Source organism: Pseudomonas tensinigenes, assembly GCF_014268445.2.
Classification (GTDB): domain Bacteria; phylum Pseudomonadota; class Gammaproteobacteria; order Pseudomonadales; family Pseudomonadaceae; genus Aquipseudomonas; species Aquipseudomonas tensinigenes.
This window is the reverse complement of the sequence record NZ_CP077089.1, coordinates 6,020,578-6,040,372: the sequence shown is the minus strand read 5'-3', so window position 1 is coordinate 6,040,372 and position 19,795 is coordinate 6,020,578. Positions and strand designations below refer to the sequence as shown.

General features: G+C 59.8%; 19 protein-coding genes. 9 read left to right on the top strand and 10 right to left on the bottom strand.

Annotated elements, in window-relative coordinates; all coding sequences use genetic code 11:
• Positions 1 to 11: 11 nt before the first annotated feature.
• The 7 genes from mltB to HU718_RS26790 all read left to right on the top strand — a co-directional run bounded on the left by mltB (position 12) and on the right by HU718_RS26790 (position 6,532).
• On the top strand, positions 12 to 1,022 hold the full coding sequence (mltB, locus tag HU718_RS26820; RefSeq protein WP_150706825.1) for a lytic murein transglycosylase B: 1,011 nt from the start codon (positions 12 to 14) through the stop codon (positions 1,020 to 1,022).
• Positions 1,022 to 2,032 (top strand): septal ring lytic transglycosylase RlpA family protein, encoded by a 1,011-nt coding sequence (locus HU718_RS26815; protein WP_095122076.1) that lies wholly within the window; start codon positions 1,022 to 1,024, stop codon positions 2,030 to 2,032. The genes mltB and HU718_RS26815 overlap by 1 nt, the downstream gene beginning before the upstream one ends.
• Before the next feature lie 187 nt (positions 2,033 to 2,219).
• Positions 2,220 to 3,377: a D-alanyl-D-alanine carboxypeptidase family protein gene (locus tag HU718_RS26810; protein WP_016986121.1), complete on the top strand. Its 1,158-nt coding sequence runs from the start codon at positions 2,220 to 2,222 to the stop codon at positions 3,375 to 3,377.
• Between the two features lie 85 nt (positions 3,378 to 3,462).
• Entirely contained in the window at positions 3,463 to 3,738 is a 276-nt protein-coding gene (locus HU718_RS26805; RefSeq protein WP_077574665.1) for a DUF493 domain-containing protein, read from the top strand.
• Entirely contained in the window at positions 3,738 to 4,385 is a 648-nt protein-coding gene (gene lipB / locus HU718_RS26800) for a lipoyl(octanoyl) transferase LipB (RefSeq protein WP_141126548.1), read from the top strand. The genes HU718_RS26805 and lipB overlap by 1 nt, the downstream gene beginning before the upstream one ends.
• Positions 4,386 to 4,410: 25 nt before the next feature.
• Complete coding sequence (gene lipA, locus HU718_RS26795; RefSeq protein WP_161986515.1) at positions 4,411 to 5,409, top strand: lipoyl synthase; 999 nt, start codon at positions 4,411 to 4,413, stop codon at positions 5,407 to 5,409.
• A gap of 172 nt (positions 5,410 to 5,581) precedes the next feature.
• A complete protein-coding gene (locus HU718_RS26790; RefSeq protein ID WP_186614096.1) occupies positions 5,582 to 6,532 on the top strand; it encodes a S66 peptidase family protein in 951 nt (316 codons plus the stop codon).
• A gap of 125 nt (positions 6,533 to 6,657) precedes the next feature.
• Here the strand turns inward: HU718_RS26790 and HU718_RS26785 are convergent, their stop codons facing one another.
• The 5 genes from HU718_RS26785 to leuS all read right to left on the bottom strand — a co-directional run bounded on the left by HU718_RS26785 (position 6,658) and on the right by leuS (position 12,758).
• Entirely contained in the window at positions 6,658 to 7,980 is a 1,323-nt protein-coding gene (locus HU718_RS26785; protein ID WP_150730041.1) for a lytic murein transglycosylase, read from the bottom strand.
• 61 nt (positions 7,981 to 8,041) lie between these two features.
• Positions 8,042 to 8,206, bottom strand: coding sequence for an alternative ribosome rescue factor ArfA (gene arfA, locus HU718_RS26780; RefSeq protein WP_186614094.1), 165 nt, complete (start codon positions 8,204 to 8,206; stop codon positions 8,042 to 8,044).
• 175 nt (positions 8,207 to 8,381) lie between these two features.
• The gene (gene holA / locus HU718_RS26775) at positions 8,382 to 9,419 is read right to left on the bottom strand and encodes a DNA polymerase III subunit delta (protein WP_102899895.1); all 1,038 of its coding nucleotides are present in this window, start codon (positions 9,417 to 9,419) and stop codon (positions 8,382 to 8,384) included.
• Positions 9,420 to 9,458: 39 nt separating this feature from the next.
• On the bottom strand, positions 9,459 to 10,064 hold the full coding sequence (locus tag HU718_RS26770) for an LPS-assembly lipoprotein LptE (RefSeq protein ID WP_102899896.1): 606 nt from the start codon (positions 10,062 to 10,064) through the stop codon (positions 9,459 to 9,461).
• Positions 10,065 to 10,151: 87 nt separating this feature from the next.
• Positions 10,152 to 12,758 carry a leucine--tRNA ligase gene (gene leuS, locus HU718_RS26765; protein WP_186614092.1) on the bottom strand — a complete coding sequence of 869 codons (2,607 nt, stop codon included), beginning with the start codon at positions 12,756 to 12,758 and terminating at the stop codon, positions 10,152 to 10,154.
• A gap of 254 nt (positions 12,759 to 13,012) precedes the next feature.
• On the opposite strand from leuS, the gene HU718_RS26760 reads away from it, so the two are divergent.
• Entirely contained in the window at positions 13,013 to 13,336 is a 324-nt protein-coding gene (locus tag HU718_RS26760; RefSeq protein WP_186614090.1) for a hypothetical protein, read from the top strand.
• 104 nt (positions 13,337 to 13,440) lie between these two features.
• Positions 13,441 to 14,202 carry a YdcF family protein gene (locus HU718_RS26755; protein ID WP_186614088.1) on the top strand — a complete coding sequence of 254 codons (762 nt, stop codon included), beginning with the start codon at positions 13,441 to 13,443 and terminating at the stop codon, positions 14,200 to 14,202.
• Positions 14,203 to 14,289: 87 nt separating this feature from the next.
• Here HU718_RS26755 and lnt read toward each other — a convergent pair whose 3' ends face one another.
• From lnt to miaB, 5 genes are all read right to left on the bottom strand, one after another.
• On the bottom strand, positions 14,290 to 15,813 hold the full coding sequence (gene lnt, locus HU718_RS26750; protein WP_110720312.1) for an apolipoprotein N-acyltransferase: 1,524 nt from the start codon (positions 15,811 to 15,813) through the stop codon (positions 14,290 to 14,292).
• A 17-nt stretch (positions 15,814 to 15,830) separates the two neighbouring features.
• Positions 15,831 to 16,670 (bottom strand): CorC family transporter, encoded by an 840-nt coding sequence (locus HU718_RS26745; RefSeq protein ID WP_007909641.1) that lies wholly within the window; start codon positions 16,668 to 16,670, stop codon positions 15,831 to 15,833.
• Positions 16,671 to 16,675: 5 nt separating this feature from the next.
• Entirely contained in the window at positions 16,676 to 17,170 is a 495-nt protein-coding gene (gene ybeY / locus HU718_RS26740) for an rRNA maturation RNase YbeY (RefSeq protein ID WP_095122053.1), read from the bottom strand.
• The gene (locus tag HU718_RS26735; RefSeq protein ID WP_186614086.1) at positions 17,163 to 18,161 is read right to left on the bottom strand and encodes a PhoH family protein; all 999 of its coding nucleotides are present in this window, start codon (positions 18,159 to 18,161) and stop codon (positions 17,163 to 17,165) included. The genes ybeY and HU718_RS26735 overlap by 8 nt, the downstream gene beginning before the upstream one ends.
• Before the next feature lie 194 nt (positions 18,162 to 18,355).
• Positions 18,356 to 19,684, bottom strand: coding sequence for a tRNA (N6-isopentenyl adenosine(37)-C2)-methylthiotransferase MiaB (miaB, locus tag HU718_RS26730; RefSeq protein ID WP_095122051.1), 1,329 nt, complete (start codon positions 19,682 to 19,684; stop codon positions 18,356 to 18,358).
• Positions 19,685 to 19,795 lie beyond the last annotated feature (111 nt).

The following is a 19,795-nucleotide window of genomic DNA, read 5'->3' as shown; positions in this document are numbered from 1 at the left end:
TGAAGAGTTCAATGCAAGTAATGCGTGGCTGGGCGACTCGATGCGCGCCGCTGGTTGGCCTGATGGGCCTCCTGGGCAGTGTGCAGGAAGCGCTGGCCGGCGAATACGAAGGCTCGCCGCAGGTGGCCGAGTTCGTCGGTGAAATGACCCGCGACTATGGTTTCGCCGGTGAACAACTGATGGGGGTGTTCCGCGAGGCAGAGCGCAAGCAGTCGATTCTTGACGCCATTTCCAAGCCCGCCGAACGGGTCAAGCAGTGGAAAGAATACCGTCCGATGTTCATCACTGACGCGCGCATTGCTCGTGGTGTGGACTTCTGGCGTCAACACGAGGCGACCCTGGCCCGTGCCGAGCAGGAATACGGGGTACCGGCACAAGTCATCGTGTCGATTATCGGCGTTGAAACCTTTTTCGGACGTAATACCGGTAATTTCCGGGTGATCGATGCGTTGTCCACGCTCGGTTTCGACTATCCTCCCCGTGCCGAATTTTTCCGCAAGGAACTGCGTGAGTTCCTTCTGCTGGCGCGTGAAGAACAGGTCGACCCACTGACCCTGAAAGGCTCGTACGCCGGGGCCATGGGCTTGCCGCAGTTCATGCCGAGCAGCTTCCGCGCTTACGCGGTGGATTTCGACGGTGACGGCCACATCAATATCTGGAACAACCCGGATGATGCGATCGGCAGCGTCGCCAGTTACTTCAAGCGTCACGGCTGGGTGGCCGGCGAACCTGTGGTCAGCCGCGCCGATGTGCGTGGAGAGCAGGTTGATGAAGGCCTGACCACCGGCATCGAGCCGACAAAGACCGTCGCAGAGTTGCGAGCGCTGGGCTGGTCAAGTCATGATGCGCTGCGCGATGATATGCCGGTTACTGCATTTCGCCTCGAAGGCGACAATGGCCCCGAATACTGGATGGGCATGAAGAATTTCTACGCGATCACGCGTTATAACCGCAGCGTGATGTACGCCATGGCCGTACATCAACTGTCTGAACAGCTGGTACAAGCACGGGGCGTCAAGTAATGCGGGCATTGCCTAACAATAAACCCCTGAAGCTGGTGGCTTTCGCTGCGTTGGCGGTGTTGGTCGCCAGTTGTACGACCAGCCGTGCGCCGACACAGAAAACCTCTTCGACCGCTGTGCGTGCGCAGCCGGGCCTGGACATCAACCGCGCACACAAAGATGGCGCGCCGTGGTGGGACGTCGACGTGTCGCGCATCCCCGATGCCACCCCGACCCTGCACACCGGGCCCTACAAGGCCAACCCGTATACCGTGCTGGGCAAGACCTACTTCCCGTTGCAAGAGTCCAAGACCTACGTCGCTTCGGGTACGGCGTCTTGGTACGGCACCAAGTTTCATGGTCAGAACACCGCCAATGGCGAGGTCTACGACCTGTACGGCATGAGTGCCGCGCACAAAACCTTGCCACTGCCAAGTTACGTTCGGGTGACCAACCTGGACAACAACCGGACGGTGATCCTGCGGGTCAATGACCGTGGGCCGTTCTACTCTGACCGCATTATCGATTTGTCCTACGCGGCGGCGAAAAAACTCGGTTACGCCGAAACCGGCACCGCGCGGGTCAAGGTTGAAGGCATCGATCCGCAGCAGTATTGGGCTGCCAAGGGCCGTCCGGCACCGCTGATGCTCAACGAGCCGCAAGTCGCGCAGAACAGCGCACCGGTGATCACGGCCTCGGCCGGTACAGTCGAGCAATGGACCCCGCCGCCGCAGCAACATGCTTCTGACACCGTCCCGGTGCCGATGAGCGCAAAAAAAAACGCTTCTGCAACAGCGTCTGGCCAGTATCTGCAGGTGGGCGCGTTCGCCAACCCGGACGCTGCAGAACTGCTGAGGTCGAAGCTCAGCGGGATGGTGAGCGCTCCGGTGTTCATCAGCTCGATCGTGCGCAATCAGCAGACTCTGCATCGGGTACGCCTGGGGCCGATCGGCTCGCCGGGTGAAATCGCCCAGGTGCAGAACAGCGTGCGCTTGGCCAACCTTGGTTCGCCAAGCGTGGTCACCGAGTAATACGTAGAACTTGATTGACGGTTCACTTGCGGTATCGGGGGGTGAACCAGGTTGCTGGCTCGTCGAAGAACAAAAGCCCGGCAAGGGTGACTGGAGTGAGCAACTGAACACGCGATGGCTCGTTAGAAAGTCATCTGATTAAATTTTGTCCGCAAGGACAGTTTCCATTAGCGATTTCGAGAGACGGATGAACATCACCACCTTTGCCAAACGCCTGTGTCTGCTAGTCCCGCTGCTCCTCTCGCCAGCCGCCTTCGCGGCCGAGATGATGCCGTCGCCACCGCAACTGGCCGCTAAAGCCTACGTACTCATGGATGCCGCCAGCGGCAACGTGCTGGTAGAAAACAACGGTGACCAGCGTTTGCCACCGGCCAGCCTGACCAAGCTGATGACCGCATACATCGCGACCCTGGAAATCCGTCGTGGCCAGATCGGTGAAAACGATCCGGTGACCGTCAGCGAGAACGCCTGGCGTACCGGCGGTTCGCGGATGTTCATCAAGGTTGGCTCGCAGGTGACTGTCAGCGACCTGCTGCACGGCATCATCATCCAGTCCGGCAACGACGCCAGCGTGGCGCTGTCCGAGCACATCGCCGGTAGCGAAGACGCATTCGCCGACCTGATGAACAAGACTGTCACCGATCTGGGCATGACCAATACCCACTTCATGAACCCGACCGGTCTGCCAAATCCTGAGCACTACTCGTCGGCTCACGACATGGCGATCCTGGCGCGTGCGATCATCCACGAAGACCCGGCTCACTACGCGATCTACTCGCAGAAAGAGTTCTTCTGGAACGGCATCAAGCAACCTAACCGCAACCTGCTGCTGTGGCGTGACAAGACCGTTGACGGTCTGAAAACCGGTCACACCGATGAAGCCGGCTACTGCATGGTGTCCTCGGCTGTACGTGATGGCCAGCGCCTGATCGCCGTGGTGTTCGGCACCAACAGCGAAGTGGCTCGCGCCGCTGAAACCCAGAAGCTGCTGACCTACGGTTTCCGCTTCTTCGAAACCCAGACCTTCTATCAGAAGGGCACCGAACTGGCTCAGGCCCCGGTGTGGAAAGGCACCACCAATCAAGTCAAGGCCGGCCTGGCTGAAGACCTGACCATGACCCTGCCAAAAGGTCAGCTGAAGAAGCTTGCTGCGAGCATGACCATGAACCCGCAACTGACCGCGCCAATCGCCAAGGGCGACGTGATCGGTAAAGTCGAAGTCAAACTGGAAGACAAGGTCGTGCACAGCGCTGACCTGATCGCTCTGGATGGCGTCGAGGAGGGTGGTATCTTCCGCCGCATGTGGGATAGCATCCGTCTATTCTTCTACGGCTTGTTCAACTGATTTGTGTTGACCTGCATGGCCCCGCCCCGAACCGGTGCGGGGCCATGTGCGTTACCACGGCTTGCGCTCTAGAGGCCGTTACGCCATGACCGATACAGAAGTAAAGGCGCCAAAGATCGAATTTCCCCAGACTGATTATCCGATTAAGGTGATCAGCGATACGGGTGTCGGCAACAAGGACAAGATCATCGAAATCGTCCTGAAACACGCGACCATCAACGATGAGCGCATCGACGAGCGTCAAAGCACCAACGGCAAATACACCACCATTCAGTTGCACATCGTCGCGACCGATCAGGATCAGCTGTACAACATCAACAGCGAACTGCGGGCGACCGGCTTCGTGCACATGGTGTTGTGATGCCGGGCACGCTGGGCTTTCGTGAGCTCGGCCAGATGGCTTACGAGCCGGTCTGGCATGCCATGCAACGTTTTACCAACGAACGCGGCAGCGATGCTGCCGACGAAATCTGGCTCGTTGAACACCCGCCGGTGTTCACTCAGGGCCAGGCTGGCAAGGCCGAACACTTGCTGCTGCCGGGAGACATCCCGGTGGTGCAGGTCGATCGTGGCGGCCAGGTGACTTATCATGGCCCCGGCCAATTGGTGGCTTACCTGTTACTGGATGTGCGCAAACTGGGTTTCGGCGTGCGTGATCTGGTCAGCCGCATGGAGCTTTGCCTGATCGAACTGCTGGCCAGCTACGGCGTGACCGCGGCGGCCAAGCCAGACGCTCCCGGCGTGTACGTCGATGGAGCGAAAATCGCTTCTCTGGGTTTGCGGATTCGCCACGGTTGTTCCTTTCATGGCCTGGCCCTGAACGTGGATATGAACCTGGAACCGTTTCGACGGATTAATCCCTGCGGCTATGCCGGGCTGGCGATGACCCAGCTGAGCGAGCACGCAGGATCGATTGAATTTGCCGAGGTAAGTGCCCGGCTGCGCGCGCAGCTCGTCAAACACCTCGACTATGCTGAGCAGACGACCCTGACGGGCGGAATCGACTGATATGACTACTGATGCAGTGCAAACCATGATCCCGACGCTCGACGTGACCGAGCGCCCGGCCCCGCGTCCCAAGGTAGAAGCCGGCGTCAAGCTGCGCGGCGCCGAGAAGGTTGCACGCATCCCGGTAAAGATCATTCCGACCACCGAGCTGCCGAAGAAACCTGACTGGATTCGTGTGCGCATCCCGGTTTCGCCGGAAGTCGACCGCATCAAGAGCCTGCTGCGCAAACACAAACTGCACAGCGTCTGCGAAGAAGCCTCCTGCCCGAACCTCGGCGAATGCTTCTCCGGCGGCACCGCGACCTTCATGATCATGGGCGACATCTGCACCCGTCGCTGCCCGTTCTGCGACGTTGGCCACGGTCGTCCGAAGCCACTGGACGTCAACGAGCCGGAAAGCCTGGCCATCGCCATCGCCGACCTCAAGCTCAAGTACGTGGTGATCACTTCGGTTGACCGCGATGACCTGCGTGACGGCGGTGCCCAGCACTTTGCCGATTGCATCCGCGAAATCCGCAAACTGTCGCCGAACGTACAGCTGGAAACCCTGGTTCCGGACTACCGTGGCCGCATGGACGTCGCGCTGGAAATCACCGCCGCCGAGCCGCCGGATGTGTTCAACCACAACCTGGAAACCGTGCCGCGCTTGTACAAGGCTGCGCGTCCGGGTTCGGATTACCAGTGGTCGCTGACTCTGTTGCAACGCTTCAAGCAGATGATGCCGCACATTCCGACCAAATCCGGCCTGATGCTGGGTCTGGGTGAGACCGACGAGGAAGTCATCGAAGTCATGAAGCGCATGCGCGAACATGACATCGACATGCTGACCCTCGGTCAGTATCTGCAACCGTCGCGCAGCCACTTGCCGGTGCAGCGTTTCGTGCACCCGGACACCTTCGCCTGGTTCGCCGAAGAAGGTTACAAGATGGGCTTCAAGAACGTCGCGTCGGGCCCGCTGGTGCGTTCTTCGTACCACGCCGACGAGCAAGCCAAGCTGGTCAAGGCTGAGCTGCTGGGTTCCTGATCCGGCGCTGAATGAAAAAATGCCCGCCGAGGTTTTAACGCCCGGCGGGCATTTTTTTGCCCGTCTTACATTAGATGCTGATTTTTCCTGCAACCTGCGGCGTGGCCGAACCTCTTCTGTTTGCCCCCGTTCCTGACTACTGTGTGTGCATGACTCACAGGGAGATCCAAGGATGACCGTTCGACCGACCCACACACTTTGTCCGCACAGAGCCGTGCCCGCACTGCCCTCAGAAGGACTGATCGGCGTCATTGCACCTGCCGGCCCCGGTGCTCTGGACACCGATAAGGCGCTGCAATGGATGCGCGCCCGCGGCTATGGCTTGAAGGTGTTTCCCGGCGTCTACGAGAAGGACGGCTATCTGGCCGGCAGTGACGATGTGCGCCTGCGCGATCTGCACGCAGCGTTCGCTGATCCCGAGGTTGATGCCATCATTTGCCTGCGCGGCGGCTACGGTACGCCGCGCTTGCTCGACCGTATCGACTACGATTTGCTGAGCCGCCACGCCAAGCCTTTCGTCGGCTACAGCGATATCACCGCACTGCACCTGGCCATCAGTCGTTATGCCGGGTTCGTGACCTTTCACGGGCCGCTGCTCAATGCTGACCTGCTGGGTGACAAGGAGCCGCCGACGGTCACCTCGTTCTTCGCCATGCTGCGCGGGCAATTGAAGGCAGGGAGTGTGTTTAGCCATCCGGTGGCTTATCCATTGACCACGGTCGAGCCTGGTATCGCCCACGGGCGCTTGCTCGGCGGTAATCTGGCGATGATCGCTTCGACGTTGGGTACGCCTTACGAAATCGATGTCGAGGGGGTGATTCTGCTGATCGAAGACATCAACGAGCCGCTGTATCGCATCGACCGGCTGCTCACCCAGATGCGCCTGGCCGGCAAGTTGGCCAAGTTGCGCGGGGTGTTGGTCGGGGATATTGCAGGCGTGGATGTCGAAGCGCTGAACCGCTTGCTCAAGCAGACTTTCGAGCCGTTGCGGATTCCGGTTTTATCGGGGTGGCGTAGCGGGCACTGCGATCCGAACCTGACGCTGCCGATGGGCGCGCTGGTGCGGCTGGATGCCGGGAAGCAGGAATTGATGCTGGAGCAGGATGTGGTGATCAAGGCTTAAAGGCTATTGCCTGATAGTCAGTCTTCGCGAGCAGGCTCGCTCCCACATGGGTTCTGTAAACGACAGAGATCCAATGTGGGAGCGAGCCTGCTCGCGAAAGCGGTATACGCCATACGACAATCGTTCTACTGAGTACGCAGGCTTTCCAGCAACTTGTGCGTCGGATAGCCGTCAGCCGGCCAGCCAAGCGACTGCTGCGCACTGCGAATCGCCTTACGGGTATTGGCGCCGATGATCCCGTCCGCTGTGCCGGCATCGTAATTGCGCGCGCTCAGCAGGGTTTGCAATTCCATACGCTCGGTACGGCTCAGCGGCAGATCATCTTTCGGCCAGCTGCCGTTGATCAAGCCACCACCGTTGAAACGCTCGGACAACAGGCTCACCGCCAAGGCATACGACGAAGAGTTGTTGTACTTGAGGATCGCCCGGAAGTTGTCGAGGATCAGGAACGCCGGGCCGCGATAACCGGCCGGCAGCAGCAGGGCAGCGGAAAGTTGCTCCGAGCCGGCTGGGACTTGAGCGCCGTTTGGCAGGATCACGCCCAACTGACGCCATTCGGCAACGCTCTTGCGAATAGCACCATCAGCCAGCGTGTAATTGAAACTGCTCGGCAATTGCACTTCAAAACCCCACGGTTGACCACGTTGCCAGCCGGAGCTTTGCAGGTAATGCGCGGTCGAGGCCAGTGCATCGGCAGGGCTGCCCCAGATATCGCGGCGACCGTCACCGTCGAAGTCCACGGCGTGAGTGTTGTAGGTGGTCGGAATGAATTGGGTCTGGCCCATGGCGCCGGCCCACGAGCCAAGCATTTTCTCCGGCGTGATATCGCCCTGCTGCAGGATCTGCAAAGCCGCGATCAATTGCGCATGAGCAAAGCCCGGACGGCGCCCTTCGTAAGCGAGGGTAGCCAGCGAGTTGATCACCGACTTGCTGCCTTGGAACTGGCCAAAGTTGCTTTCCATGCCCCACACCGACACCAGCGCCTGACGGTCGACGCCATAACGCTGCTCGATGCTTTGTAGAATATCGGCGTACTGGCTGATCAGCGCCTGGCCCTTGCGCACGCGCAGCGGCGACAGCGCGCCGTCGAGGTATTCCCACACCGGGCGGGAGAATTCCGGCTGACTGCGGTCGGCACGAATCACGCTGGCGTCGAAACTGACATTGGCAAAGGCGCGATCAAACAGCTCTGGACGAATCCCGGCGGCCAGCGCGTCCTTGCGGAAACCTGCCTGCCATTCGGCAAAGGTCTGAGTAGGCTGAAGATCGAGAGGGTCGGCGGACGGCACTACCGGCGGGATGATCGCTGGGGCCGTGGCAACAGGGGCGGCTTGAAGGGGTTGCGCATCGGCGGCGGTCGGTTTTTCCGCACAAGCGACAAGCAGAATGAAACTGGAGGCAGCGATCAATTGGCGGACAGGCCAACGATGGGAAAGACTAAAGGGCATGCACAGGTCCAGGGGATACGAATCAGGTGCAGACCTTAACATGACCGGGGGGTACTGCGCTTCAAGCAGCCAGAAAGTAAGAAGCCTCCCAGCTGTCAGACTTGAAGGCTTCGCGGCGGTAGCTGCCTTTACCCTTGGTTGGTCGTTCCTGGCGACTGCGGAACAGGGGCTGGGCGACGATGGATTTGGCCTTGTTCGGGCCATGTTTCGATGGCTTTTTGCTCATGAGGGTTCTCTCGAGTGAGTGGGTTTTGCGCGGCAAATAATCTGCCGATGTCGGGCGTCTGTCTATAGTGCAAATGCAGGCGTGCATTGTAGGAAACAAGATCAAAAGATCGCAGCGTGCCGCAGCTCCTACAGGGATTGGTGTAGGAGCTGTCGAAGGCTGCGATCTTTTGATCTTATTCGGCAGGCAGTGAAAGACGCTGGCCAGCCATCAATAGAGCCAGACGACTCAGGCTCATCCACGGCGAACCGGCGGCTTGGCCCTTGATCTGCGCATCGATCCGCTGTGCTTCGAGCAACAACTGCGCCCAGCGTTGCGCCGAGTAGCGTTGCAGGGCTTTGCTCATCAGTGGTTTGCGCTTGTCCCAGACTGGCGGTTTTGCCTGGCTGAAACACTTGTCCAACGGCGTGCCCTGGCTGTATTGCAACGAGATGTTGGCCAGCAACCGCAGCTCTCGCGCCAGTGCCCAGAGAATCACCGGCGGTTCGACACCTTCGCCGCGCAGCCCTTCGAGCATGCGCAAGGCGTGAGCCGGTTCGCCGTTGAGCACGGCATCGGTCAAGCCGAACACGTCGAACCGTGCACTATCGGCCACTGCAGCCTGCACGGTTTCGACGGTGATCTGACCGCCTTCAGCCATCAGCTTGAGCTTTTCGATTTCCTGCGCGGCGGCGAGCAGGTTGCCCTCGACGCGTGCGGCAATCAATTCGACGGCGTCCTGGCTGGCCGATAACCCGGCCTGCGACAGACGCTGACGAATCCAGCTCGGCAGTTGATTGGCATCGACCGGCCAGATCTGGATGAACTGGGTCTGCTGGCCTTCAACCAGGGCCTTGCCCCACTTGGTCTTCTGCGCACTGCCATCGAGCTTGGGCAGGCTGATCAGCAGTACCGTGTCTTCGGCGGGACGCGAGCAGTATTCGATAAGCGCCGCCGCACCTTTGTCACCCGGTTTGCCCGAAGGCAGGCGCAGTTCCAAAAGGCGTTTTTGTGCGAACAGCGACATGCTGGCGCCGGCCTGCAACAACGTACCCCAATCGAAACTGGCATCGGCAGCGAACACCTGGCGCTCGTCGAAACCTTGCTGACGCGCAGCACTGCGGATGGCGTCGGCGGCTTCCTGGCACAGCAGCGGGTCATCGCCACTGATGATGTAGACCGGCGCAAGGGCGCCTTGCAGATGTTTGCCGAGTTGGGCGGGAGCGAGCTTCATAAGAAAGGTCGAACGGGGCGCGTGAGCGCCCCGAACGTCTTACTGCTGCGGGATTTCGAGCGGCGACTGGCGCGGTGTTTCCGCTTCAGCCTTTTGCGCCGCTTCGAGCGCGTCAGCTTCAGCCTTGGCGCGGTTGTTGGCAGCTTGCTGCAGTTGCTCCAGTTGACCTGGGGTCAGCTGTTGCAGGCGCAGCATCATGCGCTGAACCAGCTCGCGACGGATATCGCGACGGGCGTCGCTGGCTTCCTGGTCGGAGCCGACGAGGTTGTTACCGTCGTGGATAAACACTTTCTGCACTTCAAGCTTGTCGCTCAGCAGCGAAAGGTTTTTTTCGCCACGGATGTCGTAGCTCAGGACGGTAGTGACCTGATACTCGCCCGTACGACCTGCACCGGCGTAGCTGAGGATGCGCTGGTTTTCCTGCTCGTCAGCCAGGAACAGCTTGTACGGTGCACCGCTGTAAACCTTGACGCCGCTGGACTCAAGCACCTGACGCAGTTGAGTGACCGTCTCGCCGTAGGCGTTACGAGCGCTCAGGTCGAGCTCCTTGATGGTGAGTTCGGTAGTGCCAGTACCGCGCAGCTGGAAACCACAGGCGCTCAGAAGGACGGCGAGGCCCATCACCAGCAGATTGCGTTTGATCATTGTGTTGCTCCCCTTGAAACCACGTGGGCCGACTGTACGGCCCGAAAGGTTTTACTTGGCGCCAGGCGAACCTGACGCCCGATCCAATTAGCTGGCGACGATGTTGACCAGTTTCCCCGGCACAACGATCACTTTACGAATAGTCAGGCCGTCGACAAAGCGCAGCACGTTCTCGTTGATGCGAGCAGCCGCTTCGACTTCTTCACGCGTTGCGGTCGCCGGCATCTCGATCTGCCCGCGCAGTTTGCCGTTGACCTGGATGACCAGGGTCAGGCTGTCTTGTACAAGCGCAGATTCGTCGACCACAGGCCAGCCAGCGTCGATCACCGGATCGCTGTGACCCAGTTGATTCCACAGCTCGTGGCTGATGTGCGGCGTGATTGGCGCGAGCAGCAAGGTCACAGCTTCCAGGCCTTCGTGAACCAGTGCGCGATCCTGTTCGGTGCCTTGTGCGGCCTTTTCCAGCACGTTCATCAGCGTCATCACCTGAGCGATGGCGGTGTTGAATTTGTGGTTCTGGCCGACGTCGTGGCTGGCTTGCTTGATGGCCACGTGGATCGAACGGCGCACGGCTTTCTGCTCGTCGTTCAGGCTGGCGATGTCGAGTTTGCCCGGCAGACCCTGGCTAACATGGGCTTGCGCCAGACGCCAGACGCGCTTGAGGAAACGGTGCGAGCCTTCAACGCCGGAGTCCGACCATTCGGCGCTCATGTCTGGCGGCGAGGCAAACATCATGAACAGGCGGCAAGTATCGGCGCCGAACTGATCGATCATCGACTGTGGGTCAACGCCGTTGTTCTTCGACTTGGCCATCTTCTCGGTGCCACCGATTTCCACCGGCAGGCCGTCGGATTTCAGCTTGGCGCTGATGACCTTGGCTTTGCTGTCACGCTCAAGTTCTACGTCCGCCGGGTTGAACCAGGTGTAAGCACCATTGGCTTCGCGACGGTAGTAAGTCTCGGCGATTACCATGCCTTGGGTCAGCAGGTTCTTGAATGGCTCGTTGGAGCTCACCAGGCCTTCGTCGCGCATCAGCTTGTGGAAGAAGCGCGCGTAGAGCAGGTGAAGAATCGCATGTTCGATACCGCCGATGTACTGATCCACCGGCAGCCAGTGGTCAGCCGCGGATTTCTCGACCAGGCCACCTTCAAAGTGCGGCGAGGCATAACGGGCGTAATACCACGACGACTCGACGAAAGTGTCCATGGTGTCGGTTTCACGCTTGGCAGGCTGGCCGCATTTCGGGCAAGCGCACTCGTAGAACTCAGGCATGCGCGCCAGCGGCGAACCGGCGCCGTCCGGCACCACGTCTTCCGGCAGGACGACAGGCAATTGATCTTCCGGCACCGGCACGTCACCGCAAGTATCGCAATGGATGATCGGGATCGGGCAGCCCCAGTAGCGCTGACGGCTGATGCCCCAGTCGCGCAGGCGGAACTGGGTACGCGAGGCGCCCAGTTCTTTCTTGATCAGCGCAACTTCCATGGCGTCGAACGCGCCGGCGAAGTCGAGACCGTCGAACTCGCCGGAGTTGATCAGCGTGCCGTGCTCGCCGTAGGCGTCTTGCCACGGAGCAGGGTTGCTGTCGCCGGAGCTGGTACGCACCACCGATTTGACCGGCAGGTTGTACTTGTGGGCGAATTCGAAATCGCGCTCGTCGTGCGCCGGTACCGCCATCACAGCGCCGTCGCCGTAGTGCATCAGCACATAGTTGGCGACCCACACCGGCAGTTTTTCACCGGTCAGCGGGTGCTCGACGAACAGGCCGGTCGGCAGACCTTTCTTTTCCTGCGTGGCGACGTCGGCCTCAGCCACGCTGCCGCCCTTGCATTCAGCGATGAACGCTTGCAGCTCGGTGTTGTTTTTTGCGGCCAAGGTGGCCAGTGGGTGCTCGGCAGCCACGGCGACATAGGTCGCGCCCATCAGGGTGTCCGGACGGGTGGTGAAGACTTTCAGAGTGCCGGCTTCGCCGATCGAGTCGACGTTGTACGGGAACTGTACTTCCATGCCGCGGGATTTGCCGATCCAGTTGCGCTGCATGGTCTTGACCTGTTCAGGCCAGCCGGTCAGCTCGTCGAGGCTCTCCAGCAGCTCATCCGCATAAGCGGTGATCTTGAAGTAGTACATCGGGATTTCGCGCTTTTCGATCAGCGCGCCGGAACGCCAGCCGCGACCGTCGATCACCTGTTCGTTGGCCAGAACGGTCTGGTCGATCGGGTCCCAGTTCACGGTGCCGTTTTTGCGGTAGATCACACCTTTTTCGAACAGGCGAGTGAACAGCCATTGTTCCCAGCGGTAGTAATCAGGCTTGCAGGTGGTGACTTCGCGCGACCAGTCGACCGCCAGACCCAAGCTGCGCAGCTGGGTTTTCATGTAGGCGATGTTTTCGTAGGTCCACTTGGCCGGTGCGACGTTGTTTTTCATCGCGGCGTTTTCCGCCGGCATGCCGAAAGCGTCCCACCCCATCGGTTGCAGAACATTCTTGCCTTGCATGCGCTGATAACGGGAAATCACGTCGCCGATGGTGTAGTTGCGCACGTGCCCCATGTGTAGCTTGCCGCTGGGGTAAGGGAACATCGACAGGCAGTAGTAAGTCTCCTTGCCTGGCTGTTCACTGACTTCAAAGGACTTTTGCTCGTCCCAGAACGACTGGGCGGCGGCTTCGATTTCACGGGGCTGATATTGTTCGTGCATGGCTACTTTTGTACTGGATAGGGGTGGCCTAATCCTCTTCAACGCGGCATTCGGGATGGCCCGGACGAGCTGGAAGTGGAATTACAGGAAGCGCCGTAGCATACATGACCGCGCTTGGCCTAGGGAAACCCTGATTACAGCTGTTTGGTGCGGCGAATTCATGACGAGGGCCGTTGGTCGCGGCGTGCAGCCGGTTTGTGCAGCGAAGCTAAGCTCTAACTGGGGAGTGAGTCTTATCTTCAATGAGGTGAGGGATGGTGGAGCAACGGCAGAAAAACGTCACGAAACCTGAGTTGTACGAGCGGTTGATGAACCGTCTGGGCATGGCCCTGGATGCTGCCAAAACCGCTGACCGGCTGCGCGACGAGCGCCCCCTGGAACTGGAATTGCGTGGCTTGAGCCCCGCCGAGTTCAAACTGGTCAAGGCCTATCTGGATCGTAGTGAACGTGAAACGCATGGATGCTTGTCGCAGGCAGTGAAGCAGCTCGATGCAGCACATTCGGCCAAGGTCATCTGGCTCAAGGACAGGGCGCCCGGCAGAGATACCGTCAAGGTACGGGCTTTGCAGGCCAAGTAAGCGCATGGCAGGTCAAGAACCGGATCTTTTTCAACAGGATCCCACCTATCGGTTGTAACGCATTATTAACACTCTTAGGCTTCGGGCATCTTTGGAGATGCCCGATGCCCATTCGTTATTTCATCAAACAACTTCTTTTGCCGCCCGGCATTCTTTTGCTGCTGTTGCTGGTCGCGTGGTGGCTGCGTCGCTCTCGGCCACGCCTGGCTGGCGTGTGCTTCGCGATCGGCTTTGGCGGAATGTGGCTGATGAGCCTGCCGGTGGTTGTGCAGTGGGGTGCCAAAGCGCTGGAGCGCGAACCGCCATTGGCCCGTGAAGAGTGGGCGACGTTGGCACAGCGAGCTGATGCGATTGTGGTGCTGGGTTCCGGTCGCGAGCGCGGTGATCTGGCGTGGGGCGAGGATCAGCCGACCGGCGTGGGTCTTGAGCGTCAGCGATATGCGGCGCGGCTGGCCAAAGCTTCCGGCTTGCCGATTCTGACCACGGGAGGCCTGCATTACGGTACGCCGCCGACTGAGGCGAAGTTGATGGCGGACTCATTGCGCGACGATTTTGGCGTGACAGTGCGTTGGCAGGAAGGTGAAAGCCGTACGACGTGGGAAAACGCTAGGTTCACGGCTGATATCTTGTTGCCGCAGGGGATCAAGCGCGTGGTTGTCGTCACTCAGGCCTGGCACATGCCGCGCTCGGTGTGGAGTTTTCAGCAGGCAGGGTTTGAAGTGGTGCCGGCGCCTGTAGGCTTTCTGGGCACTGATAATGCGCGGCCGTTTGGTGGCTGGTTGCCGGAGTTCAAGTCGATCTGGCAGAGCGGGCAGTTGCTGAATGAGGCGGTGGGGCAGGTGGGGTATTCGTTGTTTTACCGCTGAAGATCAAAAGATCGCAGCCTGCGGCAGCTCCTACATTGGGATTTGCGTTTTCCCTGTAGGAGCTGCCGCAGGCTGCGATCTTTTGCTTTAAAGGGTTTTCGACATCCGGCTGGCCATCAGTGCCCAGCCAAACAACAACACGCACAGGATGATCAGCGGCCACGAACGCCATTGCAGATACGGCGTCAGGTTGTGCATCGGCACCACTTCGCCGTACAGAATGCCCTGTTCAAACTGCGGAATCTGCTCGGTGATCTGCCCGAAGGGGTTGATCAACCCGGTCACACCGTTGTTGGTCGCGCGTATCATCCAGCGGCCCGCTTCCAGCGCACGCATCTGCGCCATTTGCAAATGTTGCAGCGGGCCGATCGAGGTGCCGAACCAGGTGTCGTTGCTGATCGTCAGCAACAGATCGCTGCGTGCCGACAGGCCTGCGGCGAAGTCCGGGTACACCACTTCATAGCAGATGAACGGCGCAACCTGATAACCCTTGGCCTGCAACAGCGCCTGATCGGCTGGGCCGCGGGCAAAGTCGGACATCGGCAGATCGAAGAATGCGATCAAGCCACGCAGGATGTCCTGCAGTGGCACGTATTCACCGAATGGCACCAGTTTTTGCTTGAGGTAAGTACCATCGCCTTCGCCCACCACGGTGATACCGTTGAAGAAGCGTCTTTCATGACGGACCATTTCGCGAATCGGCACGCCGGTGATCAGCGCTGATTTACGCTCGGCGGCGAAGCTGCCCATCATGCTCAGGTAGCCCTCGGCGGACTCTTTCAATACTGGCACGGCGGTTTCCGGCCAGATCAGCAGATCCACTGGTTTTGAGCGAAAACTCAGATCGCGGTACAGGGCCAGCTGCGCGTTGAGTTCGGCCGGATCCCATTTCATGCTTTGCGCGACGTTGCCCTGAATTGCAGCAACGCTCAGTGGCGCGCCCGACGGACTGGTCCAGGCGTGGCCCTTGAGCGCAATGCCCGCTGCCCACGGCCCGATCAGCAGTACCAAACCCGCCACCGCAAAACCTTTGCGTCCGGTCTGCAGCAACCGCGGAGCGTTGTAGATCAGCGCCGCGGTCAGCGCCAGAGTGAACGACACCAGCCACATGCCGCCGACCGGCGCGAGCCCGGCCAGCGGGCCATCGAGTTGGCTGTAACCTGAGTACAGCCACGGGAAACCGGTGAGAAACCAGCCGCGAAACATTTCCTGAGCGACCCACAGCGCGGCAAACGCCAAAGCATCGGCCAGCGGCGCTTCATTGCGGCGCAACCAGCGCGCCCAAATCCAGGCCGGCAGGGCGAAGAACCAGGCAATCGCGGCGGTAAACAGCAGCATCAGGAACCCGGCCAGCAGCACCGAAGCGCCACCGAAGTGGTGAATGCTGTAATAGATCCAACTGGTGCCGGCGCCGAACAGGCCGAAACCGAAACACCAGCCACGGCCCAGCGCCTGACGCGGGCTCAGCTCGCGCAAGCCGGCATAAAACAGGCCGACCGCCAGCAAAGCCAGCGGCCAGATGTTGAACGGCGCCAGAGCGAAGGTAGTGATTGCACCGGCCGCCACGGCCAGCAGGTTACCGGGCCAGCCGGGGCGGGTTGTCCAGCGCATTTCAATCCTTAGAGGTATTACCGGGCGATAGGGGTCAGTCGCAGCAAGTGAATCCGACGGCTGTCGGCGTTCAGGATGCGGAAACGATAGGCGCCGATTTCAGTGATTTCGTTGCGTTTTGGCAAGTGCCCGAACGCGCTCATCACCAGACCACCGACGGTGTCGAACTCGTCATCAGAGAATTCGCTGTCGAAGAACTCGTTGAAGTTCTCGATCGGCGTCAGCGCCTTGATCAGGAAGTCGCCACTGGGCAGCGGCTTGATGTAGCTGTCTTCTTCGACGTCGTGCTCGTCTTCGATGTCGCCGACGATCTGCTCCAGCACGTCTTCGATGGTCACCAGACCGGCCACACCGCCGTATTCGTCGATGACGATGGCCATGTGATTGTGGTTGGCGCGGAATTCACGCAGCAACACGTTCAGACGCTTGGACTCCGGCACGAAGGTGGCCGGGCGTAGCAGGTCCTTGATGTTGAAGCTGTCGCCGTTTTCCTTGAGGATCAACGGCAGCAGGTCCTTGGCCAGCAGCACGCCCATCACGTCATCATGGCTTTCACCAATGACCGGATAGCGCGAGTGGGCCGAGTCGACCACGGCCGGGAGGAATTCACGCGGTGTCTGGGTCGCCTTGATGCTGATCATCTGCGAGCGCGGCACCATGATGTCGCGTACTTGCAGGTCAGCCACCTGAATGGCGCCTTCGACGATGGCCAGCGCTTCGCTGTCCAGCAGTTTGTTCTGATGTGCATCACGCAGCAGCTCGAGGAGCTCCTGACGGTTCTTCGGCTCGTGGGCAAAAGCCTGGGTCAGTTTACCCAGCCATGACTTCTGCCCGTTGCTCGATCGATCTTCGCTCATAGCGATTACTCTGAATCCTTTGTTGTAACGATAGGGGATGTTTCGGGTTCGTCGTCCGCGTACGGATCGGGATAGCCCAGTTCGGCAAGCAACTCGCGTTCCAGTGCTTCCATTTCTTCGGCTTCTTCGTCATCTATATGGTCGTAACCGAGCAGATGCAAGCAGCCGTGAATGACCAGATGTGCCCAGTGGGCCTTTAGTTCCTTGCCTTGTTCGGCAGCTTCGCGCTCAACCACCGCCACGCAGATCACCAGATCGCCGAGCAATGGGATGTCGAGAAACTCGTCGGGTACTTCGGCCGGGAACGACAGGACGTTGGTCGCGTAATCCTTGTGGCGCCAGGTGTGATTAAGTTCGCGGCCTTCTTCCTCGTCGACCAGACGAATGGTCATTTCCGAGTCGGCGGTGCGTTGGCGCAGGGCCAGTTCACACCACAGGCGGAAGTCGGCTTCACTCGGCGCGTTCGCGTCAGTCGCGATTTGCAGGTCTAGCTCAAGCATTTCGCGAGGTGTCCTTGGGTACTTCGTCACGGTTTTCGAAGCGCTCGTAGGCTTCGACGATCCGCTGGACCAAAGGATGGCGCACGACGTCTTTAGGCTGGAAGTGGGTGAAGCTGATACCCGGCACGTCTTTGAGCACTTCGATCACGTGGTGCAGGCCGGACTTGGTGCCGCGCGGCAGGTCGACCTGGGTGATGTCACCGGTGATGACTGCTGTAGAGCCGAAACCGATCCGGGTGAGGAACATCTTCATCTGTTCGACGGTGGTGTTCTGGCTTTCGTCGAGGATGATGAAACTGTTGTTCAGCGTACGGCCACGCATGTAGGCCAGCGGCGCAACTTCGATGACCTGACGTTCGATCAGTTTGGCCACGTATTCGAAGCCGAGCATCTCGTAAAGCGCGTCGTAGAGCGGGCGCAGGTACGGGTCGATCTTCTGCGACAGGTCGCCGGGCAGGAAGCCGAGTTTTTCGCCCGCTTCAACCGCAGGACGCACCAGCAGGATGCGACGAATCTGCTCACGTTCCAGGGCATCGACAGCGCAGGCCACGGCCAGGTAGGTCTTGCCGGTACCGGCCGGACCGATGCCGAAGTTGATGTCGTTGCCGAGGACTTCCTTGACGTAGCGCAGCTGATTCAAGCCACGCGGGCGAATCATGCCTTTCTTGGTGCGCAGGGCAACGGAAGCTTCGGCGGGGGCCTGGTTGTCCAGCTCGACCACGGCCGATTCCTGCAGGAACAGGTGCACCGTATCTGGCGACAGCTCTGAACCTTTGGTTTCCCGGTACAGGCGACGAATCAGATTTTCCGCAGACGTGGTGTGTTTGGGGTCGCCGATCAGCTCGAACTGGTTTCCGCGGTTGCGGATCTCGATGGTCAGGCGCTGTTCGATCAAGCGCAAATGCTCGTCGAATTGCCCGCACAGATTGGCGAAGCGGCGAGCCTCAAAGGGCTCGAGGATAAAACGATGTGGTTCTATGGGTGCGTTCAAGGTCGTATTTAGCCGCCCTGGGGCAATTGAGATGAAATCAAGGATAACGCCAGAGGCGTGGGTGCGAAAGCTCTTAAATCATCGCTGTTCCTGTGGAAGCGAGCCTGCTCGCGAAAGCGGTGTGCCAGACACATTGTTGTTGAATGTGTCGCCGCCTTCGCGAGCAGGCTCGCTCCCACAGTGCCCTGTGTTGATTATTGGATCAGCGAACCACGCAGCGAATGCGGTTGCGCCGCGTCGATGTGCACATCAGCAAACTGACCGATCAGGGTTGGATTGTCGCAGCGGAAGTTGACGATACGATTATTCTCGGTGCGCCCTTGCAGTTCGCCCGGGTCTTTCTTCGAATAATCCGTCACCAGAATGCGCTGGACCGAACCGACCATTTGTCGGCTGATCTCGAAGCCTTGCTGATTCAAACGATGCTGCAGTGCGTTCAGGCGTTCCTTCTTCAACTCTTCCGGCGTGTCGTCGGCCAGATCGGCAGCCGGGGTGCCCGGGCGCTGGCTATAGACGAAGGAATAAGAGAAGTCGAAACCGACGTCGGCAATCAGCTTCATGGTCTGTTCGAAGTCTTTCTCGGTTTCACCCGGGAAACCGACGATGAAGTCCGAACTGATGCAGATCCCCGGTACCGCCGCGCGCAGTTTGCGCAGCTTGGATTTGTACTCCAGCGCCGTGTGGTTGCGCTTCATCGCCGCGAGAATCCGGTCGGAGCCCGATTGCACCGGCAAATGCAGGTGCTTGACCAGTTCCGGCACGTCGGCGTGGGCCTGGATCAGGCTGTCGGAGAACTCCAGCGGGTGCGAAGTGGTGTAGCGGATGCGGTCGATGCCATCGATGGCGGCGACAACGCGGATCAGCTCGGCCAGATCGGCGAGGCGACCGTCGTGGGTCGTACCGCGATAGCCGTTGACGTTCTGCCCGAGCAGCGTCACTTCACGTACGCCGTTTTCGGCGAGGTGGATGACTTCGGCGATGACGTCGTCGAACGGCCGGCTGACTTCTTCGCCACGGGTGTAAGGCACCACGCAGAAGGTGCAGTACTTGCTGCAACCTTCCATCACCGACACATAGGCGCTCGGGCCATCGATGCGCGGCTCGGGCAAGTGGTCGAATTTTTCGATTTCCGGGAACGACACGTCGACTTGCGGCAATTTGGTGATGCGCGCGGCGTCGATCATTTCCGGCAGGCGGTGCAGGGTCTGCGGGCCAAAGACCACGTCGACGTACGGCGCGCGATCGCGGATCGCCGCGCCTTCCTGGCTGGCCACGCAACCGCCAACGGCGATTACCATCTCCGGGTTGGCCAGTTTCAGTTCGCGCCAGCGGCCGAGTTGCGAATACACGCGATCCTGGGCGCGTTCGCGGATCGAGCAGGTGTTGAGCAGAATCACGTCGGCGTCTTCGGCACGCGCGGTGACTTCCAGGGCCTGATGTTCACCCAGCAGATCGACCATGCGCGAGCTGTCGTACTCGTTCATCTGGCAACCGTGGGTTTCGATGTAAAGCTTCTTGGCCATGGATTAGGGTCATCACGTGATTCAAAGAACCGCGCATTATAGGGAACAAGCCCTCAGGTTCCTACCGCTGCGCGTCCGGTGGCTATGCTATAGTTTGCGCCCTCATTTTTA